Raw genomic sequence first — 26,331 nt, 5'->3', positions numbered from 1 at the left:
GTCAGCGTACGCGCCGGGGGGGCGCGTCGCCAGCCTTCGGGCGCCAAACGTTGTCTACTATACGCGGTCCCATGTGCCCCTGTTGTTATGTTGGGGCCCATGCTGGCCCGCGTCTGGGGGCGGATCGCCTGGCAGACTGTCGCGGGCACCACGGAACCGCGCGGCCTGGACGCAATTCCGCGCTGTTAACCAGCAGAATCATGCGGTTAACGTCCGGCGGTCGGCCGGCGCAGCCGGCGGAACGGCCCGTTGCCTGCGCGCCGGTTAGGCTATAATTCTGGCCTCGCGCAGCGCGCACCCGACGCGCGCTCGGCCTGTTCCCTCGCGATTCCCGCCTTCCGCCCTCGCCCTGTGCCGCCATCCTCCGCTCACGCCGACGAGAGCCGCTTCCGCGGCGCGATCGCCGCGAGCCTCGACGCCTTCTTCCTGCTCGAGTCCGTGCGTGACGCCGGTGGGTCGGTGGTGGACTTCCGGCTGGTGGAGTTGAACCGCCGGGGCGAGGAGTTCCTGGGCAGACCTCGCGAGGCGGTGGTCGGCCGGCTGCTGTCGGACATCCTGCCCACGGCGCGCGCCGCCGGATTCATCGACCGGTGCGCGCAGGTGGTGGCCTCCGGGGAATCGTACGCCGAGGAAGTGCGCGTGCAGGAGCCCGCCATCCGCGCGGAATGGGTGCGCCATCAGGTGGTGCGCGTGGACGACGGCATCGTCATCACGTCGCGGGACATCTCCGACCGCCAGCACGTGGAGGAATCACTGCGGGCCAGCGAGGAGCGGTTCCGGCTGCTCGTGGAGAGCGCGACCGACGGCATCTATCGCATCGATCCGCGCGGCATCTTCACCTACGCCAATCCGGTCGCGTCGCGCGTGCTCGGCATGGGCGAGGGGAGCATCGTGGGGCGCTCGTACCTCGATTTCGTGCGTCCCGACTATCGCATGGAAGGGATCGATCTGTACACGGGGCAGATCCGGAACCGCGTCCCGGTCACCTACTGGGAGTTCCCGGCGCTTCGCGCCGACGGCCGCGACGTGTGGGTGGGCCAGAACGTGCAGGTCGAGGTGAAGGACGACCGCGTGGTGGCGCTGTTCGCGGTGGCGCGCGACATCACGGCGCAGCGCGCCGCCGAGGAAGCCCTGCGCGAGAGCGAGGAGCGGCACCGGTTCCTGGCCGACCACTCGATGGACATGCTGGCCCGTCTCACGCGTGCCGGGCGGTTCGTGTACGTGTCGCCGGTGTGCCGCGCGCTCCTCGGGTACGAGCCAGAACAGCTCGTGGGTCGGTTGTTCGAGGAGTTGTGCGATCCGGCCGACGTCCGGGCGGTGCGCGCCGCGCACGAGCGCCTGCTGCAGGATCACGGCGTGGACCTCACCACCTGCCGCATGCGGCGGTCCGACGGGCGGGAGGTGTGGTTCGAGACCACCCGCCAGACGATCGTGGACGAGGCCACCGGCGAGGTCACCGGATTCCTCACGGTGTCGCGCGACGTGACGGAACGCCGGCGGTTCGAGGAGGAGCTGCGCCACGTGCAGAAGATGGAAGCCGTGGGACAGCTCGCCGGCGGCGTGGCGCACGACTTCAACAATCTGCTCACCGCCATTCGCGGATTCAGCGACGTGCTCTTCCAGAGCATCCGCGCCGACGATCCGCGCCGTGGCGACGTGCTCGAGATCTGCAAAGCCACCGACCGCGCCGCGACCCTCACTCGCCAGCTGCTCGCCTTCAGCCGCCGGCAGTTGATGCGTCCCGAATCGCTCAGTCTCAACACGATCGTCACCGATCTCGCGCGCATTCTTCAGCGCCTGCTCGGCGACGGGGTGACGGTGTCCACGCGACTCGCGCCCGACCTGGCCACGGTGCGCGCCGATCCGGGCCAGATGGAGCAGGTGTTGCTGAACCTGGCGCTCAACGCGCGCGACGCGATGGGCGAGGCCGGCGGATCGCTCGCCATCGAGACGGCCAACGTGGACGTCGCGCCGGGGCCCGATGCGCGCCACGCCCCGGGGCGCTACGCGGTGCTGCGCGTGGTCGACACCGGGTGCGGCATGACGCCCGAGGTGCGCGAACGGCTATTCGAACCGTTCTTCACCACCAAGGAGCGCGGCAAGGGCACGGGCCTGGGGCTGTCGATGGTCTACGGCATCGTGACCCAGAGCGGTGGGTTCATCGTCGTGGACAGCGCGCCGGGCAAGGGCGCGACGTTTGCCATCCACCTGCCGACGGTGGACGCCCAGGTGGAGGCCGAGCGGCCGTCGGCGCCCCGCTCGCGCGTCGTGCCGCGCGGCGGTGGGACGATTCTCATCGCCGAGGACAGCGAGGGAGTGCTCGTGCTCGCCGAACGCATCCTGCGCAACGAGGGCTACGTGGTGCTCACGGCGCGCGACGGTGTTGAGGCGCTCGAGGTGTCGCGGCGCCACGAGGGGGAGATTGACCTGCTGCTCACCGATGTCATGATGCCGCGCATGAACGGCGGCGAGTTGGCCCGCGCGTTCGCCGCCGAGCGCCCCGCCGCCGTGATCGCGATCATGTCGGGCTACATGGACGAGGACGCGCTGCGCCGCACGCTCGACAACGCCAACACGCCCATCCTGCAGAAGCCGTTCAGCGCCGCCGCGCTGGTCGAGCGCGTGGGCGAGATCCTGCACCGCGAGCCCGCGGCCTGACGGCGCTCAGGGCGTGGGCGGCAGGAAGGCCGGATTCATGTTCGCCAGCCCCACGTCGTCCATCACCACCGTGCCCGACGGCGTGCGGTCGAACACCAGCCGGATGGCGCGCAGCCGCGCCGGTTCGAAGCCCGGTGCCGCCTTCATGAATGCGGTCATCGGCATCGGATAGGTCTGCAGCACGAGCTCGTACGGCTCGCGGAACGCCTCCGCCTCGCGGTCGGCGCGGCGCAGCACGTGGGTCTCGAGCGGACGCCGCACGGGCCCGAACGTGGACAGCGGCAGCCGCGCCACGTGGCCGTCGGCGTCCACCAGTTCCACGGTGAGGTCCATCGGCACCGAGTCGTCGTGCACGGCGGGGGGCTTGGCCCGATCGGCCTTGCGGGCGCGGCCGGCGCCCACCGCGCTGGAGTCGCGCGCCGGCGTGCGCGGCTTGGGCATCGCGCGCGTCGGCGCCAGGGAGAGCATCACCGACGACGTGTCGCCCACGTGGAGCGCCGCGACGAGCGAGTCGGACAGCGCGAGCGTGTACGACGCCGGTTTGCCGCGGGCCGCGGTGTCCGCGCCGGCGATGCGGTTGTTCCATCCCAGCCACACCGCGTTGGTGTTCTGCTCGTCGTTCTTGAATCGCAGGGGAAGCGGCGCTTCGTGCCAGGTGGCCAGGCTGTCGCCGCGGAGCGTCACCCCGGGCACCGATCCCGTGGTCACATCCACGTCCTCGTCGTAGTCGGCGAGCAGGTGGAAGCTGCTCTCCTGGAACCGGGTGATGTACATCGTCTTGGGCAGCCAGTGGCCGATCGTGCGCTGATCGCGGAACATGGGCAGGTACTCGGAACGGTGGTGCAGCGTGGCCTCCAGGAATCCGCCGATCACCACCTTGCCGAACTGCCGCTGCTCCGCGGGCGTGAGCAGCGCCCGCAGGTCGAGCCGGTTGCCGCTGCGCGGCCCGTTGTCGTGGTTGTTCCACACGGTGTTCCACTGGCCATGGTTGGCGCGGTACACGTACCACGCCGACTTGAACCAGGGTTGGCCGTCGGTGAACCTCAGCCGCTCGTACGGCCGCAGCCCCATGAATTCCGACACGTCCCCGTCGTGCGAGCCGTGGATCACCAGGAAGTTCACGTTCTCGATGGGCTCGAACTGCCCCGCGGGCTTGTATTGCCCGTCCACCGGCGCGATCGCCACCACGGCGCGGATGTTGAAATGGAAGTCGAACGTCACGTTGGCGTCGTCCGGGAAGCGCGCCAGCCGGTTGAACTGCACGGCGTGGCTCACCGCGCCGCCGCCGCGCGAGTGGCCCATGATGCCGATCTCGCTCCAGTCCACCTTGTGAAAGAACGGGTTGCCCGCGCTGTCGGTGAATGCCTTCCACGCCGCGAGGTGCTCGAGCATGATCCAGGCGCGCCCGGCGTTCTCGCCGCGCAGGCTGCCGTTGATGTAGTTCTCGTCGATCGACACGAGGATGAAGCCGCGCGACGCGAGCAGCTCGCCCAGATACTGGTAGCCCGGGTCCGAGTAGTCGGTGGGGTCGTGATTGCCGTGCGCGATCACCACCAGCGGAAAGGGGCCGGGGCCGTCGGGGTACCACACGCGGCCGTTCAACGGCGAATGCTTGATGTCGAATCCCCACGTGTCCTTGCGGTCCCGGGCCTGCTCGGGCGACATCTTCACGAACGGCGACGCGTCCACGGCCTTGGTCCGGAAGGCCACCGAGTCGCGGAATGCGGCGCGGCGTTTGTCGGTGCCGCTGCCGTAGGTCAGATACCGCACGCGGTACGGGCCGGGTTCCCCCGGATCGGGCGCCGTGATCGCCTGGTGCGCGAGCACGGTGGGCGAGTCGTCGGGGCTCAGCTTGAGCGACTGCGTGCATCCGCTCAGCGCGGCCGTGCCCAGAGCCGCGAGCGCGCCCACCCACGCCGCGCGACTCATCGAATGCGCACGCCGATGCGATGCGCGCCGGGCCGGTTGTCGCGCGTCTCGAACGCGTAGTCCAGCGAGAACCGGTCGGCGGAGATGCCGAACCCCGCCGTCCACGGGCCCTCGCCTTCGGCGGCGCGCCGTACGCCCGCGCGCGCGGCGATCGCGTAGCCCTCCAGCCAGCTGTACGACATCTCGCCGCCGGCGCCGGCCACGAACGAGCGCCCCCGGAGCACCGATGCCGTGGCCGCGCCCGAGAGGTCGAACGGCCCCGCCTCGTACCGGCCCGACGAGAATCCCAGATTCGCGCGCTCCGGCTGGCTCACGCGCCCGGTGACGGTGCGGAACGCCGGCCCGATGTTCTGCACGCTGAGCCCGGCCGTGCCGCGCCACAGGTCGCGCGCCAGCCCCAGGTCCAGCGCCGCGCGCGTGTCGCGCGCGGCGCCGATCTCCTGTTGCAGCAGCTTGGCCGCCGCTCCCACGCGCAGGCCGAACACCGACCGGGCGTAGCCGGCCGTGAGCAGCAGCCCCGACGCCGGAAGCAGCGACGACGTGCCCAGCGCGTCGGGGTTGGCGAACGGCGCCGCGTCGCTGGAGAAGGTGAGCGATTGCACGCCGATGCCCAGCCCGCCGCCGCCCACGCTCATCGCCGTGGACAGCGTGGCCAGCAGATTGGCGCCCGTGTAGAACTCGGCCGACGCGCTCGTGCCGCGCGCCACGGCCAGCTGCGCCGGGTTGTAGAAGATCACGTCGTCCTCGCGCCCGCCCGCGTCGGCATTGGCCATGGCCAGCGCGCGCGTGCCGCCGGGCAGTCGCGCGATGAGCGGGGCGAGCGGATATTCCTGCGCCCCGGCCGCGGCGGCGGTCGCCGCCAGCAGGGCAGAGATCAGCCAGCGATGGTGCATGGTGCCCCCGGATGTTGGCGCCCAAGTCGCGCCGGGCCGGTCCGGCCGTCAGCACCGCCCGTCTTGCGGCGGCGGCGCCGGCGTCGGGACCTGAAAACACTTGGCCGCCGGATGTTACCCGGGGTACCGGGTCCGCGGTAGACTGGCGCGTTTGCGCTCGCGCCCGGGGTCCGGTACAATCCGCACGCCCGCGTCGTGACGCCGGACCCCGCCCCCATGTCTCTTAGGATATGAGCACCAAGAAGATCTGCACCCAGTGTGGCACCGAGTTCGGGTCGGAGCAGAAGTTCTGCCCCAACGACGGGAGCCCGCTTCGCGTGGAATCCACCGACGACCGTCTCATCGGCCAGGTCATCGCCGACCGCTATCACATCACGGCCCTGATCGGCGAGGGCGGCATGGGCCGCGTGTATCTGGCCGAGCACGTCCGCATGGGACGCAAGAGCGCGCTCAAGGTGATGAGCCCCGCGCTCGCCACCACCGCCGACGCCATCACGCGCTTCAACCGCGAGGCGTCCAACGCCAGCCGCATCAACCACCCGAACGTGGCCGCCATCTATGATTTCGGCGAGACGCCCGACGGGTTGCTGTATCTGGCCATGGAATACGTCGAGGGCGAGACACTGCACGCCCTGATCAATCGTGGCGGTCCGCTGCCGGCGGCCCGCGCGGCGGCCATCACCAAGGGCGCGGCCGACGCGCTGCACGCCGCGCACCACCTGGGCATCATCCACCGCGACCTCAAGCCCGACAACATCATGCTCTCCCGCCAACTCGACGGGAGCGACTGGGTGAAGGTCGTGGACTTCGGCATCGCCAAGTCGATGGGCTCGCAGGGGCCCTCCGGCGGCCAGACGGTCACCACGGCCGGCGTCTCGCTGGGCACGCCGGAGTACATGAGTCCCGAACAGCTCGCGGGCGAGAGGCTCGACCACCGCACCGACATCTACTCGCTGGGGCTCGTGCTCTTCAATATGCTCACCGGCGCGCTGCCCTATCCCAGGCTCACCTCCAAGGAAACGCTGGTGCGGCGCCTCACGTCGCGGCCGGCCAGCCTCGCCGAGGTGCGCCCCGACATCGATTGGCCGGCGCCGCTGCAGGCGGTGCTCGATCGCGCGCTCGCTCCGGAACCCGAACACCGATACGCCAGCGTGGCCGACCTCGGGCGCGAAGTGATCGACGCCGCGGCGTCGGCGCCCGCGATCGATCCCGATCGCACCGTCCGGGTGTCCGCCCCCAGCCGGCCGGCCCTCGCCGCCACCGCGGTGAACCGGCCAAAGTCCGCGGCTGGTCCCGGCCGCACCCGCCCGCTTCCGCCTCCTGCCACGCCCAAGCGCGGGGCACGCGCGTGGGCCGCGGCCGGCGCGCTGCTGTTGGTCGCCGTCGCCGCCTTTGCCCTGGTGCACCGGAATCCCCGGCCCGCCGCGGCGTCCAGCGTGCCGGCGGACCGCGATTCCACGCGCGACACGACCGCGGCCGCTCCCGACACGACGGCCGCCGCCTCCGCGCCCGTGGCGCGTGATACCACCGCGCCGTCACCCGCACCCGTGCCGCTCCGCGCGGCAACGCACAAGGACGCCGCGCCGCCCTCGCAGCCGCCCGCCGCGCCCGCGCTGACCGACACGGCCGCCGCGCCCACGGCTGCCGCCGCTCCGGTTACCGTGCGCACGCGACATCCGTGGCTCCGCGCCAACGGTGATTCGGTGGCCACGCCGGACTCTTCCGGCCGCCAGGGAGTGAACGCGGCCGTGAACGAGATTCGCGGGCACTTCGAGCGCGCCGGACGGTTCGTGGCCGCGAACAAGCCGGGCCAGGCGGGCAACGAAATGCGCGACGCGCAGGGCGAGATCAAGATGCTGCGCGATCTGATGCCGGGCGCGAACATGCCGCCGGCAGTGGGTCAGGAGCTGCGCATGGCGGCGAGCCGGGCCGTCAGCGCCTGCTTCTCGGCGGCCGGCACGCAGGCCGGCGCGCTCCAGCGGTGCGCCAACCTGGAGCAGCGGTTTGCCCGGGGCGGGCGCGGCGGGCGCGGCGGCCGCAAGACGCCCCCGGGCGGCGGATGAGCGCCCGACCGCTCAGCGGAACAGCAGCCAGAGCACGACCGCCATCTCGATCGTCGCAGCGACGATCCCAAAGATGAGATACGGCTTGAGGCCGGACGGCTTCGGGCGCTCTGGCATCCCGAAAGATATATTGGCCACGTGATCTCGCTCTCCGTTCCACGCAAGGCCCTGCTCGGGTTCAGCGCGGCGCTTCTCATCCTCGCCATCATCGGGGCGGAATCGTACCGTGGACTCCGGGCGTCCACCGTCGCCTCGGCGCGCGTGCGGATGACCTACGACGCCATCCAGACGCTGGGCCAGGTCGAGGCCGACGTGCTCGACGCCGAGTCGGCGGTGCGGGGGCTGCTGCTCACCGGGCGGAGCGAGTTCCGCGGCCCGCACAAGGACGCCGCCCATCGCGTGGACGGCGATCTGTCGAGCCTCGCCCGCCTCGAGCCCGACGATCCTGCCCAGTCGGCCCGCGCGCGCATCCTCGCCGACTCGGTGCGCCACAAGATGGCGTTCACCGATCACGTGCTGGCGTTGTACGATGCCGGCCGCGCGTCCGCGGCCCGCGACACGGTCGCTTCGGGCGTGGGCGCAGCCATGTCGCGCTCCATCCGCCGGCAGATCGCCCGCATGACGCGCGCCGAGCGCGCCCTGCTCGACCAGCGCCTCGAGGACGAACGCGCCGAGCAGCAGATGGCGACGACGATCGTGCTGTTCGGCTTCCTGGTCGCCTGCGTGGTCGCCGCGCTCGCCGTGCTCACGATCGGCCGCGACGTGCGCGAACGCGAGCGGCTGGACGCCGAACGTGTCGCGGCGCTCGACCAGGCCCACGCCGCGAGCAGCGCCAAGAGCGAATTCCTGGCGCGCATGAGCCACGAGTTGCGTACGCCCCTCAATTCCGTGATCGGCTTCTCGAACGTGCTGCTCAAGCCCGGCGCCGGCGCGCTCGATGGCCAGTCGAGGTCGTACGTCGAGCGCATCCGCGCCAACGGCACGCACCTGCTCGATATCATCAACGACATCCTCGACCTGTCCAAGGTGGAATCGGGACGCATGGACGTGGTGCTCGAGAACGTCGACCCGCTGCGGCTGGTGCGCGAGACGGTCGCGCAGTTCGCCGGGCGCGGGCCCGAGACGCCGCCCATCGACATCGAGGCGCCGGCCGCCGTGGCGCCGCTGCGCACCGACCTCGACAAGCTGCGCCAGGTGCTGCTCAACCTCATCTCCAACGCCGCCAAGTTCGCGAGCGACGGACGTGTCGTGGTGCGCGTGGTGGCCGACGCGCCCACCGGCGCCCTGCTGCGCATCGACGTGATCGATACCGGCGTGGGGATCGCGCCCGACAGGCTGGAGCGGATCTTCCAGGCATTCGAGCAGGGCGACAGCTCCATCCAGCGCCGCTTCGGCGGCACCGGGCTCGGCCTCGCCATCGCCAGATCCATGGCCGAGCGGTTGGGCTACGGGCTGCGCGTGGTCAGCGAGCGAGACGTCGGCGCCACGTTCAGCATCGTGATCGACCCGCGGGCGCCGATCATCGAACGCTACGAGCCGCCCGGGCCCGGCCCGGCCGGCGCTCGACCCACCCCGTCGGCGGCTCGCCGCATCACGCCGGCCGCGGGCGCCGACCAGCCGCTCGTCCTCCTCATCGACGACAGCGAGGATTCGCGCCTCCTGCTCTCGCAGCTCCTCGAGGAATCGGGATGCCGCGTCCTCACCGCCGCCTCCGGTGAGGCGGGCATCTCCGCGGCGCTCGACCGCCGGCCCGATCTCGTCGTCCTCGATCTGCTCATGCCCGAGATGGACGGTTTCGAGACGCTGCAACGCCTCAAGGCGCACCCGTCCATCGCCCGGACCCCGGTGATCGTGGTCAGCGTGGTGGCGTCGGAATATCTCGGGCGCCTGGCCGGCGCCGCCGACGTACTCGACAAGCCGATCGCCCGCGACGCGCTCGGCGACGCCATCGAGCGCGCGCTCAACCTCAGCCCGGCCCGCGTGCTCATCGTGGAGGATTCCGAAGACACCCGGCACGTGCTCGAAGCGCACCTGGCCGGGTTCCCCGGACTCGAAGTGGCATCGGTGGCCACGGCGGTGGATGCGCTGGCCCGGCTCCAGAGCTTCCCCGCCGACCTGATCCTGCTCGACATCATGCTCCCCGGCATGGATGGGCTGGAGTTTCTCAAGCGCATCCGGCGCACCGAGCAGTTCCGCGACACGCCGGTGGTGGTGATCACCGCCAAGTCGCTCACCGACGAGGAGCACCGCGCCCTGCAGCGCGACACGATCACGGTGCTCGCCAAGGGCGCGGCGCTGGGCGCCGATCTGGCTCGTGTGCTCCGCGGCGCCCTGCGCCAGATCCGGTCGCGCGGTGCCTGACGCGCGCCGGAGCGTGGCCGCCGTCGCCTTGCTCGCCGCGGTCTGGGCGTGCGGCAGCAGCGACACCAGCGGGCTGCCCACGGTGCCCACGCTCGACGAACAGGGCGCCGCCGGATTCGCCTCGGTGAGCGCGGGGCTGGACCACACCTGCGCCCTCAGCACCGCCGGCGTGGCGTTCTGCTGGGGGAGCGACGCCCACGGGCAGTTGGGCCATCCCGCCACCGCGTTGTGCGACACCACCGCGTCCGGCGCCTGTTCGCTGGCCGCGGAGCCGGTGGCCACCACGCTTCGCTTCCGCTCGATCAGCGCCGGCGGCGAGCACACCTGCGCCGTGAGCACCGATTTCACCGCATACTGCTGGGGGAGCAACGCCGCCGGCGCGCTCGGCATGGCGGCCTCGCGCGCGGCGATTCCCGAGCCGGTGAGCGGCGGCCTGCGCTTCGCCTCCATCGCCGCGGGGTTCTCGCACACCTGCGCCGTGGCCACCGACGGCACCGCGTACTGCTGGGGCTCCAACGAGCGCGGCGAGTTGGGCACGGGCGACACTGTGGCGCGCGCCATGCCGGCGCCGGTGGCCACGGCGCTGCGATTCGTCGAGATCTCGACGGGGCAGGGCCGCACCTGCGCGCGGAGTGTGGCCAACGTCGTGTACTGCTGGGGGGCCATCTGGGAGTACCGGCAGGGCGGGCTCGAGTACACGCGCGCGCAGCCGCTGCCCCAACCCGTGCCTGCGGCGCCCTCGCTCACCGGCTTGAGCGTGGGGCCGCTCACCACCTGCGGCGTTTCGGGGACCACCGCCTACTGCTGGGAAGCGAATCCGTTCGGCGAGATGGGCAACGGCACCACCGACGGCGCCACCACGCCCACTGCGGTGGCCGGCGGATTGCAGTTCACGCAGCTGTCGGCGGGCATCATCCAGACGTGTGGCGTCACGACGGACGGCGCCGCGTACTGCTGGGGCAACGACAGCTTCGGCCAACTCGGCGTCTCGTCGGCCGCGCTCGGGGCGCGATGCGGCCTGCAGCGGCTGCCGTGCAGCCTGGTGCCCGTGCGGGTGCCGGGCTGGCGGCCGTTCAAGAGCATCAGCACGGGGCTCGGCAACCACGTGTGCGGCGTTACCCGCGACACCAACATCTACTGTTGGGGGCTGGCCCAATCGGGCCAGCTGGGGTACGGGCAAAGGATCGGCGCCACGTCGCAAGCCCTCAAGGTGGCTATCGCGTTGCCTTGAATGGTGTTATCCGTCAGTGACGTGGGTCACGGTAGCTTCCCCGTTGCGTGACCCATCCATGGACTGACAGATTGCACGAGGACCTACGGTAAGCACGAGCCGGCTGGCTGACTGTTCGGGCGGATCCGAAGCCGGATCCGCGCACGGAGAATTGATCTCGAATGCATTGGCTCGAAGGCGCGGTTGCGCGTGCAGGTCTGGCAGGAGCGTCCTCGCTCTCGATTCCCGGCGACGTCGGCAACATCGAGGCGTGGGACATCGCATCGCGCACGCTCGGCTTGGCCCCGCTCGACCTCGCCGGCCGCGTGGCCTCGCAGTTCGGGTTGCGCGTGGCCGAATTCGAGCGCACCGACCCTCGTGCGCTGGCGCTGCTGCCCGAGCGGCTCGCGCGCCGCTATCATGTCTTCCCGCTGCGCGAAGACGACCGCCACATCTACGTGGCCACGGCCGACCCCACCGACATCGAAGTCGAGCACGCCATCGGCTTCGCGTCGGGACGCCGTCCCGTGTTCGAGTTGGCGCCGCCCAACATCATCGAGGATGCGCTGCTCTCCGGCTACTCCGCCGATCGCATGGTGGAGAACCTGCTCACCACCGTGGACTCGCAGATCGCCGACGCGGTGCGGGTGGTGGACGACCTGGAGCCGGAAGCGGTGGATCTCACCGAGGTCGAGACCGGGCCGGTCGTCAAACTCACCAACCTGATCCTGCGCGACGCCGTGATGCACGGCGTGAGCGACGTGCACATCGAGCCCGGGCCCAAGGGCGGCACGGTGCGGTTCCGCATCGACGGCGTGATGCGGCAGCACATGCACCTGCCGATGGCGGCGCTCAACCGCGTCGTGTCGCGCATCAAGGTGCTCGGCCGCATGGACATCGCCAACCGCATCGTGGCGCAGGACGGACGCGCCAAGGTGGCGATCGAAGGCCGCAACTACGATCTGCGCATCTCCACAGTGCCCACGCGCGACGCCGAGAAGGCGGTGATCCGCGTGCTGCGCCCGGAGAACGCGCGTCGCCTGGAAGAGGTGGGGATCACGCCGCGCGAGTTGGCCCGCATGCGCCAGCTGCTCGCCTGCCGCGACGGCATCGTGATTGTCACCGGCCCAACGGGGTCGGGCAAGACCACCACGCTCTACTCGGCGATCAAGGAGATCGCCACCGGTCATGTGAACATCATGACGGTCGAGGATCCGATCGAGTACGAGCTGCCGGGCATCACGCAGATCCAGGTGGAGACCAAGCGCGGCGTGACCTTCGCCAGTTCGCTGCGGGCCATCCTGCGCCAGGATCCGGACGTCATCTTCGTGGGCGAGATCCGCGATCTGGAAACCGCCGAAGTGGCGGCGCAGGCGGCGCTCACGGGCCATCTCGTGCTGGCCACGCTGCACACCAACGACGCGATGAGCGCCGTCACCCGCCTCGCCGATCTCGGCCTCGACCGGCAGACCATCGCCACCTGTCTGCGCGGCTGTCTGGCGCAGCGCCTCGTGCGCCGCGTCTGCCCCGACTGCGCGCAGCCGCTGCTCGGCTCGCTCACCGAGGAGGAGGAGCGGTTGTCGGCGCAGTTCGGCGTGCTCCCGCTGTCGCGCGCCGCCGGGTGCAAGCGCTGCGGCAACACCGGCTATCGCGGGCGGCTCCCGCTGATCGAAGTGGCCATCGTCACGCCGAGCATCGCCGACCTGATCGCCACCGGCGCCACGGCGGCGCAGTTGCAGCACGCCGCGATCGCCGCCGGCATGGCGCCGCTCCGCGACGTGGCCGTGGCGCGCGTCCGGCGCGGCGAGACCACGCTGCAGGAGATCGAGCGCGTGCTGGGCGATCAGCTCGAAGACACCCCGGACCGCACCGGCCCGCCGGGCATCCTGATCGTCAATCCCGATCCCGCATGGCGCCGCATGGCGCGGGCCCTGCTCGAGGGGGGCGGCTTCCGCGTGACCGAAGCGATGGACGCCGAGACTGCGGCGCAGTTCATGCACGACGGGCTGCAGTTCTCGTTCGTGGTCACCGAGGCCTCGCTCCCCATGCTCGCCTCGCCGGTGCGGCAGGATCTGCTCACGGCCGGCAGCGGCGCGGGCGACCCGCCCATCGACGCGGTGGCCGACGCGCCGTTGGGCGGCCCCACCAATGGACACTCCGACGCGCCGGCGTCGCCCGGTGGCGCGGTGGACTGGACGCGGTTTGCCGGCGCCGTGCAGAACGCGGTGCGCCGCACCGTTCACTGACCGGCTCACGGCGCGCGCGGCGGCGCCGTACCTTCCGTGATGTCCGACGGTCTCACCCCACGGTTCGACCCCGACGCCATCACGCGACTGCGCCGCTTTGGCGGCGACCCGCTGCTCTTCCAGATGATCGATCTGCTCACGGCCGCCGCGCCCAAGCGGCTGGATGTGGTGCGTGACGCGTTGGCGAGCGGCGACGCCGAACCTGCGCGCTCGGCGTTCCACGCGCTCAAGTCCAGCGCCGGTCAGCTCGGCGCCGGCCACCTGCAGGCGCTGTGCGAGCAGGGCGAGCTGCTGGCCGCCCGCGGCGACCTGGCCGGCGTGAGCGCGCTGCTGCCGGAGCTCGATGCCGAGCACCACGCGGTGCGCGAGTGGCTGGCCGGCATCAGACAGGGAGACGAGTGATGACGCGGCTCGCGGTGGTGGAAGACAATCCGGACAACCGGCTGCTGCTCCAGGCCATTCTGGGCGGCCGGTTCGAGATCGCCGAGTATGACAACGGCGCCGACGCGCTGGCCGCGTTCGCCCGCGCGCGCCCGGATGTCGTGCTGCTCGACATCTCGCTGCCGGGCATGGATGGGATCGAGATCCTGTCGCGCATCCGCACCGACCCGCGGCTGGCCAGCCTGCCGGTGATCGCGCTCACCGCGCATGCCATGGCGGGCGACCGCGAGAAGTACCTCGTGGCCGGGTTCGACGACTACGTCACCAAGCCCATCGTGGACGAGACGGTGCTGCTGCGGGCGATCGCGAACCAACTGAAGTCCGCGTCCTAGTTCTCGCGGAGCGCCGCCATCGGCGTGGACGCGAACACCTCGCGGCTGGTGAGCAACCCGATCGCCATCGCCAGCACGGTCATCCCCAGGCTCACGACGAGCGCCGGCACGACGGCCGGCTTGAACGGCGCCTGGAAGATGAAGTGCATGAGCGCCCACGCGCCTCCCACCGAGAGGAGCACGCCGGCCAGGCTGCCCAGCGCGCCCAGCAGCGCGTACTCGGCCAGCATGATGCGGCCGATCTGCCGGCGCGTGGCGCCCAGCGTCTTGAACAGCACGCCCTCGCGCAGCCGCTCCCGCCGCGTGGCCGCGACGGCGCTGAACAGCACCGGCACGCCGAGCAGCAGGCTCACCAGCGCCATGAACCGGATGGCCGACGTCACGCGGTTGATCACGTCGCTCAGCGTGCGCTGCACCAGCGACAGGTCGAGACTCGATACGTTCGGGAACTTCTGCACCACGTCGCGCTGCATGAGGGCCACGTCGCGCGACGTGGCGCCGTAGGCCAGGAATACGAACTGCGTGGGCGCGTGCGCCAGCGCCTTGGGCTGGAAGACGACGAAGAAGTTGGGCTGGAAGCGCGCCCACGACACCTCGCGCAGGCTGGTGACCCGCGTGGCGACCTTCACGCCCTGCACGTCCCAGGTGATGGTGTCGCCCAGCAGCACGCCCAACTCGGTGGCCAGGCCGGCATCGAGCGAGACCTGCGACATCGTGTCCTTGGACGCGCCCCACCAGGCGCCGGCGAGGAGTTTCTCGCTCGCGTCCAGCGAGTCGCGATACGTGGAGCGGTATTCGCGGGTCAGCGCCCACCGCGGGCGGCGCGTCTGGTCGGCCCCGCCGCGCCCGGCCCCGGCCCCGCGCCCCGCGCCGCGTCCTGCCGCCGGCGGCGCCGCCAGGTTGTTTCCGGCCAGCAGTTGATCGGGCGTGCGGCCGTTGATCGCCGCGATGCGCATCTGGACGATCGGCATCCGCTGCACCACCTCGTGGTGGCCGGCGCGGATGATCGAATCCACGCCCGCCGCTTCGTCGCCCTGGACGTCGAAGAACACGACGTTGGCCCGCACCTGGTCGAGCCGCAGGTCGAGCTGGCCCAGGAGATTCTTCTGCGCCTGATACAGCGTGCTCACCAGGAACACGCCGAAGCCCAACGACAGAATCACCGACCGCGTCTGATTGCCCGGGCGGTACAGGCTGGCCATGCCGTGCCGGAGCACGAACGGCCACGACGGCCGCACCACGCGCCGCGTCACCGCCGCGAGCAGCGCCGCCACCACCCACAACACGCCCACGGCGAGCAGGATCGCCACGCTGAACCCGATGCCGTCGCGCAGCCGGTCGGCGCGCATCAGCGCCAGGGCGAACACGCTGGCCGCGATCGCGAACGATACCACGTACGTGGCGCTGTCGCGGCGCGACTGGCGCATGACCGTCTGATCGGAATCGCGCCGCAGCGCCTGCAGCGGCGACACGCCGCGGAGCGCCAGCAGCGGACGCAGCGCAAACACCAGCGCCACCCACACGCCGATCCCGAGCCCGAGCAGCAACGCCTGCGGAGCCAGGCGCATCGTCACGTCCACGGGCAGGAAATCCTTCACCACGTTGGGCATGGCGAACTGCAGGCCCACGCCGAGCGCCGTGCCCGCCGCGGCCCCCACCAGCCCCATCGCCGCCGCCTGCAGCACGTAGATCACCAGCACCTGCGCGCTCGTCGCGCCCAGGCAGCGCAGAATCGCCACCGTGTCGATCTTGCGCATCACGAACGCGTTCACGCCGCTCGCCACGCCGATCCCGCCCAGCAGCAGCGCCACCAACCCCACCACGCTCAGGAAGTTGCGCAGCTGCTGGATGTCGTACGTGAGGTTGTACTCGTTCTGCGCCACGGTGTGCACGCGCACCTTGTTGCGCGACAGCACCAGCGCCGTGCGTCCCTGGAACTGCTCGGTGGTCATGTTCAGCGGCAGCTTGACCAGCGCTTCGTAATCCGCGCGGCTGCCGAACACCAACAGCCCCGTGGCGGCCAGGAACCGGGCCGGGATGTAGATCCGCGGGCCGATCGCCGCCGTGACGGCGATCTCGCCGGGCACGCTGGTCAGCGTGCCGGTGATCAGGAACCTGCTGGTCCCCAGCGACAGCGTGTCGCCCACCTTGGCATTGAGCGCCACCAGCAGCGACGGATCCACGATCGCGTGGGGGCCGGCCTGCAGCTCCGACCAGGCCGCCTCGGGGTCGGTCTGGATCTGACCGTAGAACGGATAGTCGGGGGTCACGGCGCGCACCTGCGCCAGCCGCGTGCCGCCCGTGCGCGGCACCAACGCCATCGAGGCAAAGCTCGTCTGGCGCGCGATCCCCGTGCCGTGGCGGGCCAGCGAGTCGAACAGCGCTTCCACCGGCGCCGTGAATTTGGCGCCGCTGGTGAGCGACAGGTCGCCGCCCAGCAGGGCCCGCGATTGCTCGTGCACCGACCGCGTGACGTTGTCGGCGAACGAGTCGATGGCCACCAGCGCCGCCACGCCCAGCGTGATCGACGACATGTACAACAACAGCCGGCGGCGCGCCGTGCGGCTCTCGCGCCACGCCACCGCCGCCAGCCGCGTGAACGACGCGCTCACTCGACGCCCGCGCCCACCGGCGCCGTATCCTGCACCACCACGCCGTCGCTCAGGCGAATGATCCGGCTGGCCCGCGCCGCCAACGCCGCATCGTGCGTCACCAGCACGATGGTCGCCCCGGACTCGCGGTTCAACTGCTCCAGCAGCTCCACGATGCGCTGGCCGGTGTCGCTGTCCAGGTTGCCGGTGGGTTCGTCGGCGAACAGGATCCGCGGCTGGTTGGAGAACGCGCGCGCGATCGCCACCCGCTGCTGCTCGCCCCCGGACAGCTCGGTGGGAAAATGGTGCAGCCGGTCGCCCAGCCCCACGCGGGTGAGCAGTTCGCCGGCCCGCTCGGCCGCCCCGGAATCTCCCCGCAATTCGAGGGGTACCTGTACATTCTCGATGGCGGTGAGCGTCGGGATCAATTGAAAGCTCTGGAACACGAAGCCAACTTTCTCACCGCGCAGGCGGGCACGCCGGTCCTCGTCCATGGCGCCGAGGTCGGCGTCGTCCAGCAGGACGGTGCCGCGGGTGGGCGTGTCGAGGCCGGCGAGCAGGCCGAGCAGCGTCGTCTTGCCGCTGCCCGACGGGCCGACGATGGCCACGAAGGCGCCCTGCGGAATGGAGAACGACACGTCGCGCAGTACGGCGAGCGAACGCTCGCCGATGCGGTATTCCTTGGTGAGCTGGCGGGCAACGAGCATGCGATGGCGAGTGTTGGCGTGGGGTCTGGTGATGCTCTCGGCGTGCGGGACGGCCGAGCGAACGCGCCCCGCGCAATCGAAGGATAGCACGGGCACCACGGGGGCGGCGCGGGCCGCCGCCCCGGCGGCCGTGCCCCGGGCGCAGCCGCAGACCGTCCTGTTCGTGGGCACCAGCCTCACGGCCGGGCTGGGGCTCGACCCCGACAGCGCCTATCCGGCCCTCATCCAGCGCAAGATCGACGCCGCGGGGCTCCCCTTTCACGTGGTGAACGCCGGCGTGAGCGGCGAGACGTCGGCCGGCGCGTTGCAGCGCATGGAGTGGCTGCTGCGCGAGCCGTTCCGGGTCATGGTGCTCGAGACCGGCGCCAATGACGGGTTGCGCGGAACGCCGGCCAGCGAGACGCGCCGGAACATCCAGGCGATCATCGACTCCGTGCGCGCGGCGCGCCCCGATGTGCGCATCCTGCTGGTGCAGATGGAAGCCCCGCCCAACATGGGCCAGCGATACACGCGCGCGTTTCACGAGACGTATCCGCTGCTCGCCGCTCGCAACGGCGTCACGCTGCTGCCATTCCTGCTCGACGGCGTGGCCGGCCATCCGTCGCTCAATCAGGCCGACGGCATGCACCCCAACGACGTGGGCGAGAAGATGGTGGCGCGGAACGTATGGAAGGGGCTGGAGCCGGTGCTGAGGACGGTAGGACGGTAGGACGGTAGGAGGGTAGGACGGCAGGACGGGAGCTACCGCTCGCGCGTCCAGAGCACCAGCGCGCCGCAGTCGAACCCGCTCGACGAACTGAACTGCAGCGGCGTGGTCGCGGCGCCGGCGTAGAATTCCACGCCCGCGTACTGGTCCACGTTGAGCGCGTTGAAGTCGGGCGCCGGTTTGCCCTGGCCCACATCGTAGATGCGCACGCCGTCCAGATAGATCGATGCCCAGCAGCCGGTGGGGCTGTTGCTCTGATTGGGGAGGGCGTGCGGGAGCGGACGCAGCGTGGCCGACGACCCGCGCTCGGAGGCCAGGAACAGGCTGCCCGCATACGGCACGAGCAGCGCGCCGGGAATCCTGGCGCGGAGCAGCGTGCCCAGGCGGTAGTTCCGCGCCACGCGTTGCCCGAGCGGCAGCAGCGTCACGTCGGCGCCGGCCGGTGGCGCGGCCGAGGAGTCGGCCGTCACGATGCCGTCCAAGGTCGCCGTGGTGTCGGGCGGAGGCGCGCGCACCCGCCAGTCGAACGCCTGCGCGTCGGCGTCGGCGATCGTGAGCGACGTATCCGGGGCCAGCCGCATCGACCCGCGCCACGCGCCGAACGTGAGCAGACGGTCGCGCGGCACGCAGAGCTGGAAGCGGCCGTCGCGATCGGGCGCCAGCGAGCGGACGGCGTGGGTCACCGAGACGGGGCCGCCCTCGGGGCGCACCTGAAAATTCTGGAGCCAGGTGCCGTGCACTTCGAGGCGCGAGATCGGCGCGCCCTGCGCGTCCGTCACGCGGCCCAGTAGCACGGCGGTGGTGGCGAGCAGCGAGTCGTCCGGGCACAGGCGCGCGAAATAGGCGGCGCGCGACGACAGGTGCAGCGTCACGCCGCGCACCGTGTCGCGCGCCACGTCCACCGTGCGCGATACGGTCTGCGCATCCACGTACGGCTCGAGCGTGGCGTCCACCGCCTGGAGCGTGTACCGGCCCGGAAGCACGCCCAGCAGGGCAAAGCGGCCCGTGGAGTCGGTGCGCACCGTATCCGCCGTGCCGGCGAGCAGCACCTGCACCTGGTCCAGCGGCTGTCCCGTGCCCGGCGCCAGCACGCGGCCGGTCACGGCGCCCAGCGCCGACTCGGCGTGCGAGCCGTCGGGCCAAGCCGCGGCCGTCACTTCGCCGCCAACGTACCGGATCCCCGCCACCTTCAGCTCGCGCCGGTCGCGGCCCATGGGAGCACCGATGCGCGAGAGGGCGGACGGCATGTCGGGACCGAACGAGTTCGTGGCTTCCACCTCGGGCAGCCGCATGGTCCACCGTTCGATGTAGACCAGTCCGTTGGGCATGGTGCGGAAGGTGAGGCTGCCGCCGGCGCGCGCGTTCTCGAACGCCGGCTCGAGGCCGGTGAACCGGAACTCCAGCGTTTCGAGCGCCGGCACGTCGCGCCGGATCCAGAGGGTGCCCCGCACGTCCACGATTCCGTCGCGATCGCGCGCCGGCCGGAAGGCGAGGCCCACCTGTCCCGGGTGATCGGCGTCCTCGGCCACCGTGAAGCAGTGGGTGGCCGCGAAGCTCTCGTCCAGCAGGATGTCGGCGTCTGGGGCGTGGAAGGTGCGTCCCGACTCATCCTCCTGCATGTAGCCGTGGGCGGCGAAATCCGTGGCCCTGGCCGCCGCCACGAAGGGGCGGCCCGTGGTGCCCGACTGGAGGTGGAGGGTCTGCCGGCGCACGAGCCGGGAGTCGGGCGCCTGGTCCGTGGTGAAGAGCAGCACGTTCATCCGGCCGGGCTTGGTCTCGCGCGCCACGACGGCGGCGAGCAGGCCGGCGCGGGCCTGTTCCCAGAGCGAGAGCGCCGATCCGCGGTCGGTGGAGCCGCCGCACACCGCCCGATCGGACACGTGCACGCTGGCGAGGAGCGCGGGGAGGCGCGCCATGGCGATGGTGACCGGCTGCTGGCGGTCGGCCGGGAGTGGCACGTCGCGCGGCGAGAACCCGATGCGGAGCACGCGGAGGGAGGCGGCGGCGGGCGAGGCGGCGAGGCGGAAGCGGCCGTCCTCGCCGGCAATGGTCCGGCCGGCGGTGGATCCCGTGGAGTCGATCACCGAGACCACGGCGCCGGCCACGCCCACGCCGCTGATGCTGTCGCGCACCACGCCCCGCAGCTGCTGGGCGGCGAGGGGCGGGGCCGCGAGGAGGAGCAGGGGCAGCAGGGGCAGCAGGGGGGCGACCCGCCATCTATTCAGGGGCATCGCGGCCTCACGCTCCGGGGACTGGTCATGGATGATCGCACCCGTGGCGCGAATGTCGATTAACGGCGGATTAAGCCTGGATTAACACCGCCGGCGGGGGTTGGGCGGGGCCATCAGTTGACCCGGGGTGTACGGGGGGCGTAAATTGATAGGCTGTCTTACTTTATCACCCGATTTCAAGGACGTTGCTCATGGCGATCCCCGCGACCCAGATTCGCCGCGGCATGGTCATCGTATTCGAAGGCGAGCCCTACCGCGTGGTGGAGTTCCGGCACCACACGCCGGGCAACCTCCGCGCCATGGTCCAGGCCAAGCTCAAGAACCTGCGCACCGGCGCGGGCTTCGAGCATAGGTTTCGCGCCGCCGACTCGATCGAGCCGGCTTCGATGGAGACGCACGAACTGGAGTTCATGTACCAGGGCGGCGACCGCTACCACTTCATGAACACCGAGAACTACGACCAGCTCGAGATGGACGACGAGGCGTTGGGCGATGCGGCGCCGTGGATGCAGCCGGGCATGAAGATCGTGGCCGAGTACTACGATGGCCGGCCGGTGGGCATCAAGCTGCCGAACTCGCTCGTCCTCGAGGTGGTGGAGACGTCGCCGGTCATGAAGACGGCCACCAAGACGTCGTCCGCCAAGCCGGCCAAGCTCGAGAACGGCGTGACGATCAACGTGCCGGAGTTCGTGGGCACCGGCGACAAGGTGAAGGTGAACCCGGCGACGGGCGAATATCAGGAGCGCGCGAAGTAGTCGGGAGCGCGGTGAAGCGGACGAGTGTGCAGGCTGCAGTTGATACGGTGTCGTGCGGCGGTTAAAATGAACGTCTGCCGTAGCGCGATGGGACGCGCGAGCGTCCACCATGGTGGCTGTAGCTCAATTGGTTAGAGCACCGGACTGTGGCTCCGGGGGTTGCGGGTTCAATTCCCGTCAGTCACCCTCAACAAGAGACGGTTGGCAGTGGGCGGTTGGCAGTGGGTCGTTCGGAACTGCGGGCTGCGCGCTGCGGACTGTTGACCTGGAGTTCGAGTGTAGGTCGGTAGCTCAACTGGTAGAGCACTGGTCTCCAAAACCAGCGGTTGGGGGTTCAAGTCCCTCCCGGCCTGTTCGATGATTGAGATGACGAAGGGATGAGATGACCGCCACCGGCTGCCGCCGACGGCGGTGCCGTTGGCGGTATCGTCTAGGGGACTAGGACGGAGCCCTCTCAAGGCTCAAACACGGGTTCGAATCCCGTTACCGCTACTTGGGACGAGAGGCCCGTTCGTCTATCGGTTAGGACGGCACCCTTTCACGGTGCAGAGAGGGGTTCGACTCCCCTACGGGCTATCGAATCACGGTAGGACGGTAGGAGGGTGGGACAGTAGGACGGTTAGCTGTCAGCTCACGGCTCTGGGCTGGGAGTGATCGGTACGCGTAGTTCAGGGGCCGTAGCTCAGTTTGGTTAGAGCACTCGACTGTCACTCGAGAGGTCGCGGGTTCGAGCCCCGTCGGCCCCGTAGCTGTTTGCCCTGGTGGTGAAATTGGTAGACACGCCATCTTGAGGGGGTGGTGCCGAAAGGCGTCGCGGTTCGAGTCCGCGCCAGGGCATTCGGGCGATCGCATGGCGGTCGCTTCGCCAGCGTAGCTCAGTGGTAGAGCACCCGATTCGTAATCGGGCGGTCCTCGGTTCAATCCCGAGCGCTGGCTCTTGTTAGATATTCCAACGCCCCGTTCTCATGCGAGAGCGGGGCGTTTTGCGTGCGTGGCCCTCCGATCGGCAGGCCCGTCAGAAGCCGGTGCGGCGACTCCCGGACCGGTCCCACTTACCCTTGGAGCCAACCTTGGCCGTGATCGCGATCAGGGTTCCGTAGACGATCAGGCGCGGCTTGGCGTACCCCGGCGCGGCGGATGCATCGGATGCACGCGCGATCGGGGCAGGCCGGACTGACTGGGTAGGGACCTTATTCATACCGTATAGCTATCGACGTTCGGGTCCTCCGTCTATGGACAGCGGGCGCCGGGTTGTGTCGGTGCCCATGGAGTCTCCGGCCTACAGGACCCATTCCCCCCGACACCGCGGCGATCATTGCCCGACAGACTGCGGCGAGTGGCTGCCCTACGGTGAGCATGTGAACGCCGTTCTCTTCCACGCGCGCGGTCTCACCAAGACCTATCACATGGGCGACGTCGACGTCCATGCGCTGCAGGGCGTTGACCTCGACCTGGTGGAAGGCGAGGTCGTGGTGATCCTCGGTCCTTCGGGCAGCGGCAAGTCCACGCTGCTCAACATCCTCGGCGGGCTGGACGCGCCCTCCGGCGGCGAGGTGAACTTCCGCGACCACCAGCTGGTGGGCGCCGGCGATGCCGCGCTCACGCGATACCGCCGCGAGCACGTGGGGTTCGTATTCCAGTTCTATACTCTCCTGCCCAGTCTCACGGCGCGCGAGAACGTGGAGCTGGTCACCGAGATCGCGGAGCGTCCCATGCCGGCGGTCGAGGCGCTCCATCTGGTGGGGCTGGCCGAGCGGCTGGACCACTTCCCGTCGCAGATGTCGGGGGGCGAGCAGCAGCGGGTGGCGATCGCGCGGGCCATCGCCAAGCGGCCCGACGTGCTGCTGTGCGACGAGCCCACCGGCGCGCTCGACGCCGAGACGGGCATCGTCGTGCTCCAGGCGCTGGCGCGCGCCAACCGCGAGCTGGGCACCACGCTCGTGATCATCACGCACAATGCGACCATCGCCCAGATGGCCGACCGCGTGCTGCGCATGCGCAGCGGGCGCATCGCGTCCATCGAGGCGAACCCGACGCGGCGCGACCCCGCCGAGCTGGAGTGGTGAGCCATGCGGATGCTCAACCGGAAGCTGGCGCGCGACGTGATGGGGCTGGCCGGTCCGCTGCTCGCCGTGGCGATGGTCGCGGTATCGGGGATCGCGCTGTTCGTGACGCTGCGCAGCATGCGTGGGTTCCTGTCCGATTCGCAGGCCAACTACTATCGCGATTATCACTTTGCCGATGTGTTCGTGCTGGTCAAGCGCGCGCCGGCGTCGGTGGCGCGGCGCATCGCAGCGATCCCCGGCGTTCGCGTGGTGGAGCCGAGGATCGTGTTCGAGGCGGTGCTCGACGTGCCGGGGCTGGCCGAGCCGGCCGTGGGGCGGTTCGTGTCGATTCCGGCGTCGGGCGAGCCGCTGCTCAACGTGCCACACGTGCGCGTGGGGCGCATGCCGGCGCCGGGCGCGCCGCGCGAGGTGCTGATCAGCGAGGCGTTCGCGCAGGCCAACAAGCTCGTGCCCGGCGATTCGCTGGGGGCCGTGCTCAACGGCCGGTGGGAGCGCGTGCACGTGGTGGGCGTGGCGATCTCGCCGGAGTACATCTACGAGATGCAGGGCGGGGAACTCTTTCCCGACAACCGGCTGTTCGGGGTGATCTGGACGCCGCGGGCGTTGCTCGCCTCGGCCACGGGCCTCGAGACCGGGTTCAACGCCATGGCGCTGCAGCTCGCGCCCGACGCTTCGGAGCCGGACGTGATCGACGCCTTGGACCGGGTGCTGGAGCCCTACGGCGCGCTGGGCGCCTACGGACGGTCGGAGCATGTGTCGCACAAGTTCCTCACCGACGAGATCGAGCAGAACAACGTGGGCGCGGTGATCATGCCGGCCATCCTGCTCGGCGTCACGGCGTTTCTGCTCAACGTGGTGCTGTCGCGGCTCGTGGCCACGCAGCGCGGGCAGATCGCGCTGCTCAAGGCGTTCGGGTACACCAACCGCGAGATCGGCACGCACTACCTGTTGCTCGCGCTCACGCCCGTGGCGGCCGGCGCCGTGGTGGGCGTGCCGCTCGGGTTCCGGCTGGCGGAGGCCACGGCGGGGATCTACGCGCGGTACTATCGCTTCCCGGTGGCCACGGTCCGCCCCGACTGGGAGGTGGCGCTCGCGGCGTGCCTGATCGCGGCCGGCGCCGCCGTGGCGGGGGCGGCGATCGCCGTGCGCGCGGCGGTGCGACTCCCGCCCGCCGAAGGGATGCGGCCGCCCGCGCCGGCGTGGTTCGAGGCCGGGCTGCTCGAGAAGCTGGGCGTGCAGCGGTGGCTCGCGCCGTCGGCGCGGATCGTCGTGCGCAACACGGCGCGCCGGCCGCTGCGGGCGGTGGCGGCCGTCACCGGCATCGCGCTCGCGTTCGCGATGCTCGTGGTCTCGCGGTTCTCGTTCAGCGCCATCGACCGGATCAAGAACGTGCAGTTCCAGTACGTGCAGCGCGAGGACATCAGCGTCACCTTCCGCGAGGCGGCGCCGCGCACGGCCATCGATGCCCTGCGGAGGCTGCCGGGCGTGCTGGCCGTGGAGCCGCTCCGGATAGTGCCCGTGGCGCTGCGCCATGGCACGGTGGAGCGGCGCACGGCGCTGATCGCGTTGCCGGCGGGCGCGGAGTTGCGGCAGATCGTGGATCAGGATCTGCGCGTGCACCGCGTGCCGGCGTCCGGCGTGCTGCTCACCACCAAGCTGGCCGAGGTGCTGCACGTGGCGCCCGGCGATTCGCTGACCGTGGAGCTGCGCGAGGGCACGCGCCGCACCGCGCGCGTGGCGGTGTCCGCGGTGGCCAACGAGATGCTCGGCACCACCGCCTACGCGGATCTGGAGTTCGCGGCCCGGCTCACCGGCGAGCGGCGGGCGATCTCGGGGGCGCTGCTCGCGGTGGATCCGCGCCGCGAGGGCGAGTTGTATCTCACCCTCAAGGACCAGCCGGCGCTGGTGGGCATCGGCATCCGGTCGGCCGCGCTGGCGGGATTCGAGCGCACGGTGGCCGATTCGTTCCAGCTGATGCTCAGCATCGCGGTGATCTTTGCCGTGATCATCGCGTTCGGGGTCGTCTACAACGGGGCCCGCGTGTCGCTGTCGGAGCGGTCGCGCGAGCTGGCCAGCCTGCGCGTGCTCGGCTTCTCCAAGCGCGAGGTGACGATGATGGTGTTCGGGGAGCAGATCCTGCTCACCGTGGCCGGGATGGCGGTGGGCGTGGGGGTGGGCTATGGCCTGTGCGCGTTCGTATCGTCCGTGGGGAACACGGAGCTGTTCCGGATCCCGCTCGTGGTCAGTTGGGCGTCGTACGGGTTTGCGGCGGCGGTGATCGTGGGCGCGTTCGGCGCGTCGGGGTTGGCCATGCGGCAGCGCATTCGCGCGCTCGATATCGTGGAATGTCTCAAGACGGGTGAGTGAGTCATGACCAGGAAGACGCGGAGGATCGTGATCGGCGCGGTGGCGGTGGCCGCGGTGGCGCTCGTGGGCCTGTGGCTCGCGCGGCCGGCGGCGGTGACGGCCGATCTGGCGGTAGTCACGCGCGGGCTGCTGCGCGTGACGCTCGACGAGGACGGCGAGACGCGCGTGTTGCGCCACGTGACCGTGTCGGCGCCCGTGTCGGGCCGGCTGCTGGCCATGCGGCTCGAGGCGGGTGACTCGGTGGCGCGGGGCGACCCGCTGCTCACGATGGTGGCGGCGCCGCTCGATCCGCGGTCGCGCGACCAGGCCGAGGCGGCGTTGCGGGCGGCCGACGCCGGCATATCGCAGGCGCGGTCGGGGCTGGCGGTGGCGCAGCTCGCGATGGACGAGGCGCAGCGGGCGCTCGCGCGGGCGCAGGAGCTGCACCGGACGGGCGCCGTGGCGGACCGCGATCTCGAGAGCGCGGAGCGGTTGCGCGACACGCGGGCGCGAGGGCTGGAGATGGCGCGCGACCAGGTGACCGCGGCACAAGCGCAGCGCGCGAGCGCGCGGGCGGGCGTCGAGGGCGCGAGCTCGGCGTCGGCGCCGGAGGGCTCGCGGGTGGTGGTGCGTTCGCCGGTGGCGGGGCGGGTGCTGCGCGTGTTCGAGGAGCACGACCGGCTGGTGCCGGCGGGCACCGCATTGATGGATGTGGGCGATCCGCGCAATCTGGAAGTGGTGGTGGACGTGCTCTCGTCCGATGCGCAGGGCGTGCGGGTGGGGGCGCCGATGTTCG

At 70.8% G+C, this 26,331-nt stretch carries 17 protein-coding genes and 7 tRNA genes; 19 read left to right on the top strand and 5 right to left on the bottom strand.

Going from position 1 to position 26,331, the window contains the following annotated elements; translation table 11 throughout:
* Positions 1-351 precede the first annotated feature (351 nt).
* A complete protein-coding gene (locus tag VNE60_07140; GenBank protein HVB31280.1) occupies positions 352-2,658 on the top strand; it encodes a PAS domain S-box protein in 2,307 nt (768 codons plus the stop codon).
* A gap of 6 nt (positions 2,659-2,664) precedes the next feature.
* Here VNE60_07140 and VNE60_07135 read toward each other — a convergent pair whose 3' ends face one another.
* Both VNE60_07135 and VNE60_07130 read right to left on the bottom strand, forming a co-directional pair.
* Positions 2,665-4,587, bottom strand: coding sequence for a hypothetical protein (locus VNE60_07135; protein HVB31279.1), 1,923 nt, complete (start codon positions 4,585-4,587; stop codon positions 2,665-2,667).
* Complete coding sequence (locus VNE60_07130; protein HVB31278.1) at positions 4,584-5,480, bottom strand: hypothetical protein; 897 nt, start codon at positions 5,478-5,480, stop codon at positions 4,584-4,586. Before VNE60_07130 ends, VNE60_07135 begins: the two co-directional genes overlap by 4 nt.
* Before the next feature lie 230 nt (positions 5,481-5,710).
* Between VNE60_07130 and VNE60_07125 the strand changes: the two genes are divergently transcribed.
* From VNE60_07125 to VNE60_07100, 6 genes are all read left to right on the top strand, one after another.
* Positions 5,711-7,543 (top strand): protein kinase, encoded by a 1,833-nt coding sequence (locus VNE60_07125; protein ID HVB31277.1) that lies wholly within the window; start codon positions 5,711-5,713, stop codon positions 7,541-7,543.
* Between the two features lie 138 nt (positions 7,544-7,681).
* Complete coding sequence (locus VNE60_07120) at positions 7,682-9,904, top strand: response regulator (protein HVB31276.1); 2,223 nt, start codon at positions 7,682-7,684, stop codon at positions 9,902-9,904.
* Complete coding sequence (locus tag VNE60_07115; GenBank protein HVB31275.1) at positions 9,897-11,135, top strand: hypothetical protein; 1,239 nt, start codon at positions 9,897-9,899, stop codon at positions 11,133-11,135. The genes VNE60_07120 and VNE60_07115 overlap by 8 nt, the downstream gene beginning before the upstream one ends.
* 161 nt (positions 11,136-11,296) lie before the next feature.
* On the top strand, positions 11,297-13,360 hold the full coding sequence (locus tag VNE60_07110; GenBank protein HVB31274.1) for an ATPase, T2SS/T4P/T4SS family: 2,064 nt from the start codon (positions 11,297-11,299) through the stop codon (positions 13,358-13,360).
* A 39-nt stretch (positions 13,361-13,399) separates the two neighbouring features.
* On the top strand, positions 13,400-13,762 hold the full coding sequence (locus VNE60_07105) for an Hpt domain-containing protein (GenBank protein ID HVB31273.1): 363 nt from the start codon (positions 13,400-13,402) through the stop codon (positions 13,760-13,762).
* On the top strand, positions 13,762-14,133 hold the full coding sequence (locus VNE60_07100) for a response regulator (protein HVB31272.1): 372 nt from the start codon (positions 13,762-13,764) through the stop codon (positions 14,131-14,133). Before VNE60_07105 ends, VNE60_07100 begins: the two co-directional genes overlap by 1 nt.
* On the opposite strand, the gene VNE60_07095 is transcribed toward VNE60_07100, so the two are convergent.
* On the bottom strand, positions 14,130-16,745 hold the full coding sequence (locus tag VNE60_07095; GenBank protein HVB31271.1) for an FtsX-like permease family protein: 2,616 nt from the start codon (positions 16,743-16,745) through the stop codon (positions 14,130-14,132). The two genes, VNE60_07100 and VNE60_07095, sit on opposite strands and share 4 nt — an antisense overlap.
* Positions 16,742-17,431, bottom strand: a complete 690-nt coding sequence (locus tag VNE60_07090) for an ABC transporter ATP-binding protein (protein HVB31270.1) — start codon at positions 17,429-17,431, stop codon at positions 16,742-16,744. Before VNE60_07090 ends, VNE60_07095 begins: the two co-directional genes overlap by 4 nt.
* On the opposite strand from VNE60_07090, the gene VNE60_07085 reads away from it, so the two are divergent.
* Complete coding sequence (locus VNE60_07085) at positions 17,430-18,140, top strand: arylesterase (GenBank protein ID HVB31269.1); 711 nt, start codon at positions 17,430-17,432, stop codon at positions 18,138-18,140. The genes VNE60_07090 and VNE60_07085 overlap by 2 nt on opposite strands.
* Before the next feature lie 32 nt (positions 18,141-18,172).
* On the opposite strand, the gene VNE60_07080 is transcribed toward VNE60_07085, so the two are convergent.
* On the bottom strand, positions 18,173-20,368 hold the full coding sequence (locus VNE60_07080) for a carboxypeptidase regulatory-like domain-containing protein (protein ID HVB31268.1): 2,196 nt from the start codon (positions 20,366-20,368) through the stop codon (positions 18,173-18,175).
* Positions 20,369-20,559: 191 nt separating this feature from the next.
* On the opposite strand from VNE60_07080, the gene efp reads away from it, so the two are divergent.
* The 11 genes from efp to VNE60_07025 all read left to right on the top strand — a co-directional run.
* Complete coding sequence (gene efp / locus VNE60_07075; protein ID HVB31267.1) at positions 20,560-21,123, top strand: elongation factor P; 564 nt, start codon at positions 20,560-20,562, stop codon at positions 21,121-21,123.
* A 112-nt stretch (positions 21,124-21,235) separates the two neighbouring features.
* Positions 21,236-21,309 (top strand) — tRNA-His (locus VNE60_07070).
* 94 nt (positions 21,310-21,403) lie between these two features.
* A tRNA-Trp gene (locus VNE60_07065) sits at positions 21,404-21,476 on the top strand.
* A 66-nt stretch (positions 21,477-21,542) separates the two neighbouring features.
* Positions 21,543-21,615, top strand: a tRNA-Glu gene (locus tag VNE60_07060).
* Between the two features lie 12 nt (positions 21,616-21,627).
* Positions 21,628-21,699, top strand: a tRNA-Glu gene (locus tag VNE60_07055).
* Positions 21,700-21,794: 95 nt separating this feature from the next.
* A tRNA-Asp gene (locus VNE60_07050) sits at positions 21,795-21,869 on the top strand.
* A gap of 9 nt (positions 21,870-21,878) precedes the next feature.
* Positions 21,879-21,960: transfer RNA gene (locus VNE60_07045), tRNA-Leu, on the top strand.
* Between the two features lie 27 nt (positions 21,961-21,987).
* Positions 21,988-22,059 (top strand) — tRNA-Thr (locus tag VNE60_07040).
* A 422-nt stretch (positions 22,060-22,481) separates the two neighbouring features.
* Entirely contained in the window at positions 22,482-23,189 is a 708-nt protein-coding gene (locus tag VNE60_07035) for an ABC transporter ATP-binding protein (protein HVB31266.1), read from the top strand.
* A 3-nt stretch (positions 23,190-23,192) separates the two neighbouring features.
* Positions 23,193-25,556 (top strand): ABC transporter permease, encoded by a 2,364-nt coding sequence (locus VNE60_07030; protein HVB31265.1) that lies wholly within the window; start codon positions 23,193-23,195, stop codon positions 25,554-25,556.
* A 3-nt stretch (positions 25,557-25,559) separates the two neighbouring features.
* On the top strand, positions 25,560-26,331 hold a 772-nt coding region (locus tag VNE60_07025; protein ID HVB31264.1), incomplete at its 3' end, for an HlyD family efflux transporter periplasmic adaptor subunit.

Source organism: Gemmatimonadaceae bacterium (genome assembly GCA_035533755.1).
GTDB lineage: Bacteria > Gemmatimonadota > Gemmatimonadetes > Gemmatimonadales > Gemmatimonadaceae > JAGWRI01.
Note: the sequence above shows the minus strand (reverse complement) of the source record. Positions and strands in the feature narration are given on the sequence as shown.

Bases quoted from the DNA above. Each gene is read 5' to 3' on its own strand.
- VNE60_07105 (HVB31273.1), top strand. From the start codon at position 13,400: ATGTCCGACGGTCTCACCCCACGGTTCGACCCCGACGCCATCACGCGA.
- VNE60_07100 (HVB31272.1), top strand. From the start codon at position 13,762: ATGACGCGGCTCGCGGTGGTGGAAGACAATCCGGACAACCGGCTGCTG.
- VNE60_07110 (HVB31274.1), top strand. From the start codon at position 11,297: ATGCATTGGCTCGAAGGCGCGGTTGCGCGTGCAGGTCTGGCAGGAGCG.
- VNE60_07085 (HVB31269.1), top strand. From the start codon at position 17,430: ATGCGATGGCGAGTGTTGGCGTGGGGTCTGGTGATGCTCTCGGCGTGC.
- VNE60_07080 (HVB31268.1), bottom strand. From the start codon at position 20,368: ATGCCCCTGAATAGATGGCGGGTCGCCCCCCTGCTGCCCCTGCTGCCC.
- VNE60_07030 (HVB31265.1), top strand. From the start codon at position 23,193: ATGCGGATGCTCAACCGGAAGCTGGCGCGCGACGTGATGGGGCTGGCC.
- efp (HVB31267.1), top strand. From the start codon at position 20,560: ATGGCGATCCCCGCGACCCAGATTCGCCGCGGCATGGTCATCGTATTC.
- VNE60_07135 (HVB31279.1), bottom strand. From the start codon at position 4,587: ATGAGTCGCGCGGCGTGGGTGGGCGCGCTCGCGGCTCTGGGCACGGCC.
- VNE60_07125 (HVB31277.1), top strand. From the start codon at position 5,711: ATGAGCACCAAGAAGATCTGCACCCAGTGTGGCACCGAGTTCGGGTCG.
- VNE60_07090 (HVB31270.1), bottom strand. From the start codon at position 17,431: ATGCTCGTTGCCCGCCAGCTCACCAAGGAATACCGCATCGGCGAGCGT.
- VNE60_07130 (HVB31278.1), bottom strand. From the start codon at position 5,480: ATGCACCATCGCTGGCTGATCTCTGCCCTGCTGGCGGCGACCGCCGCC.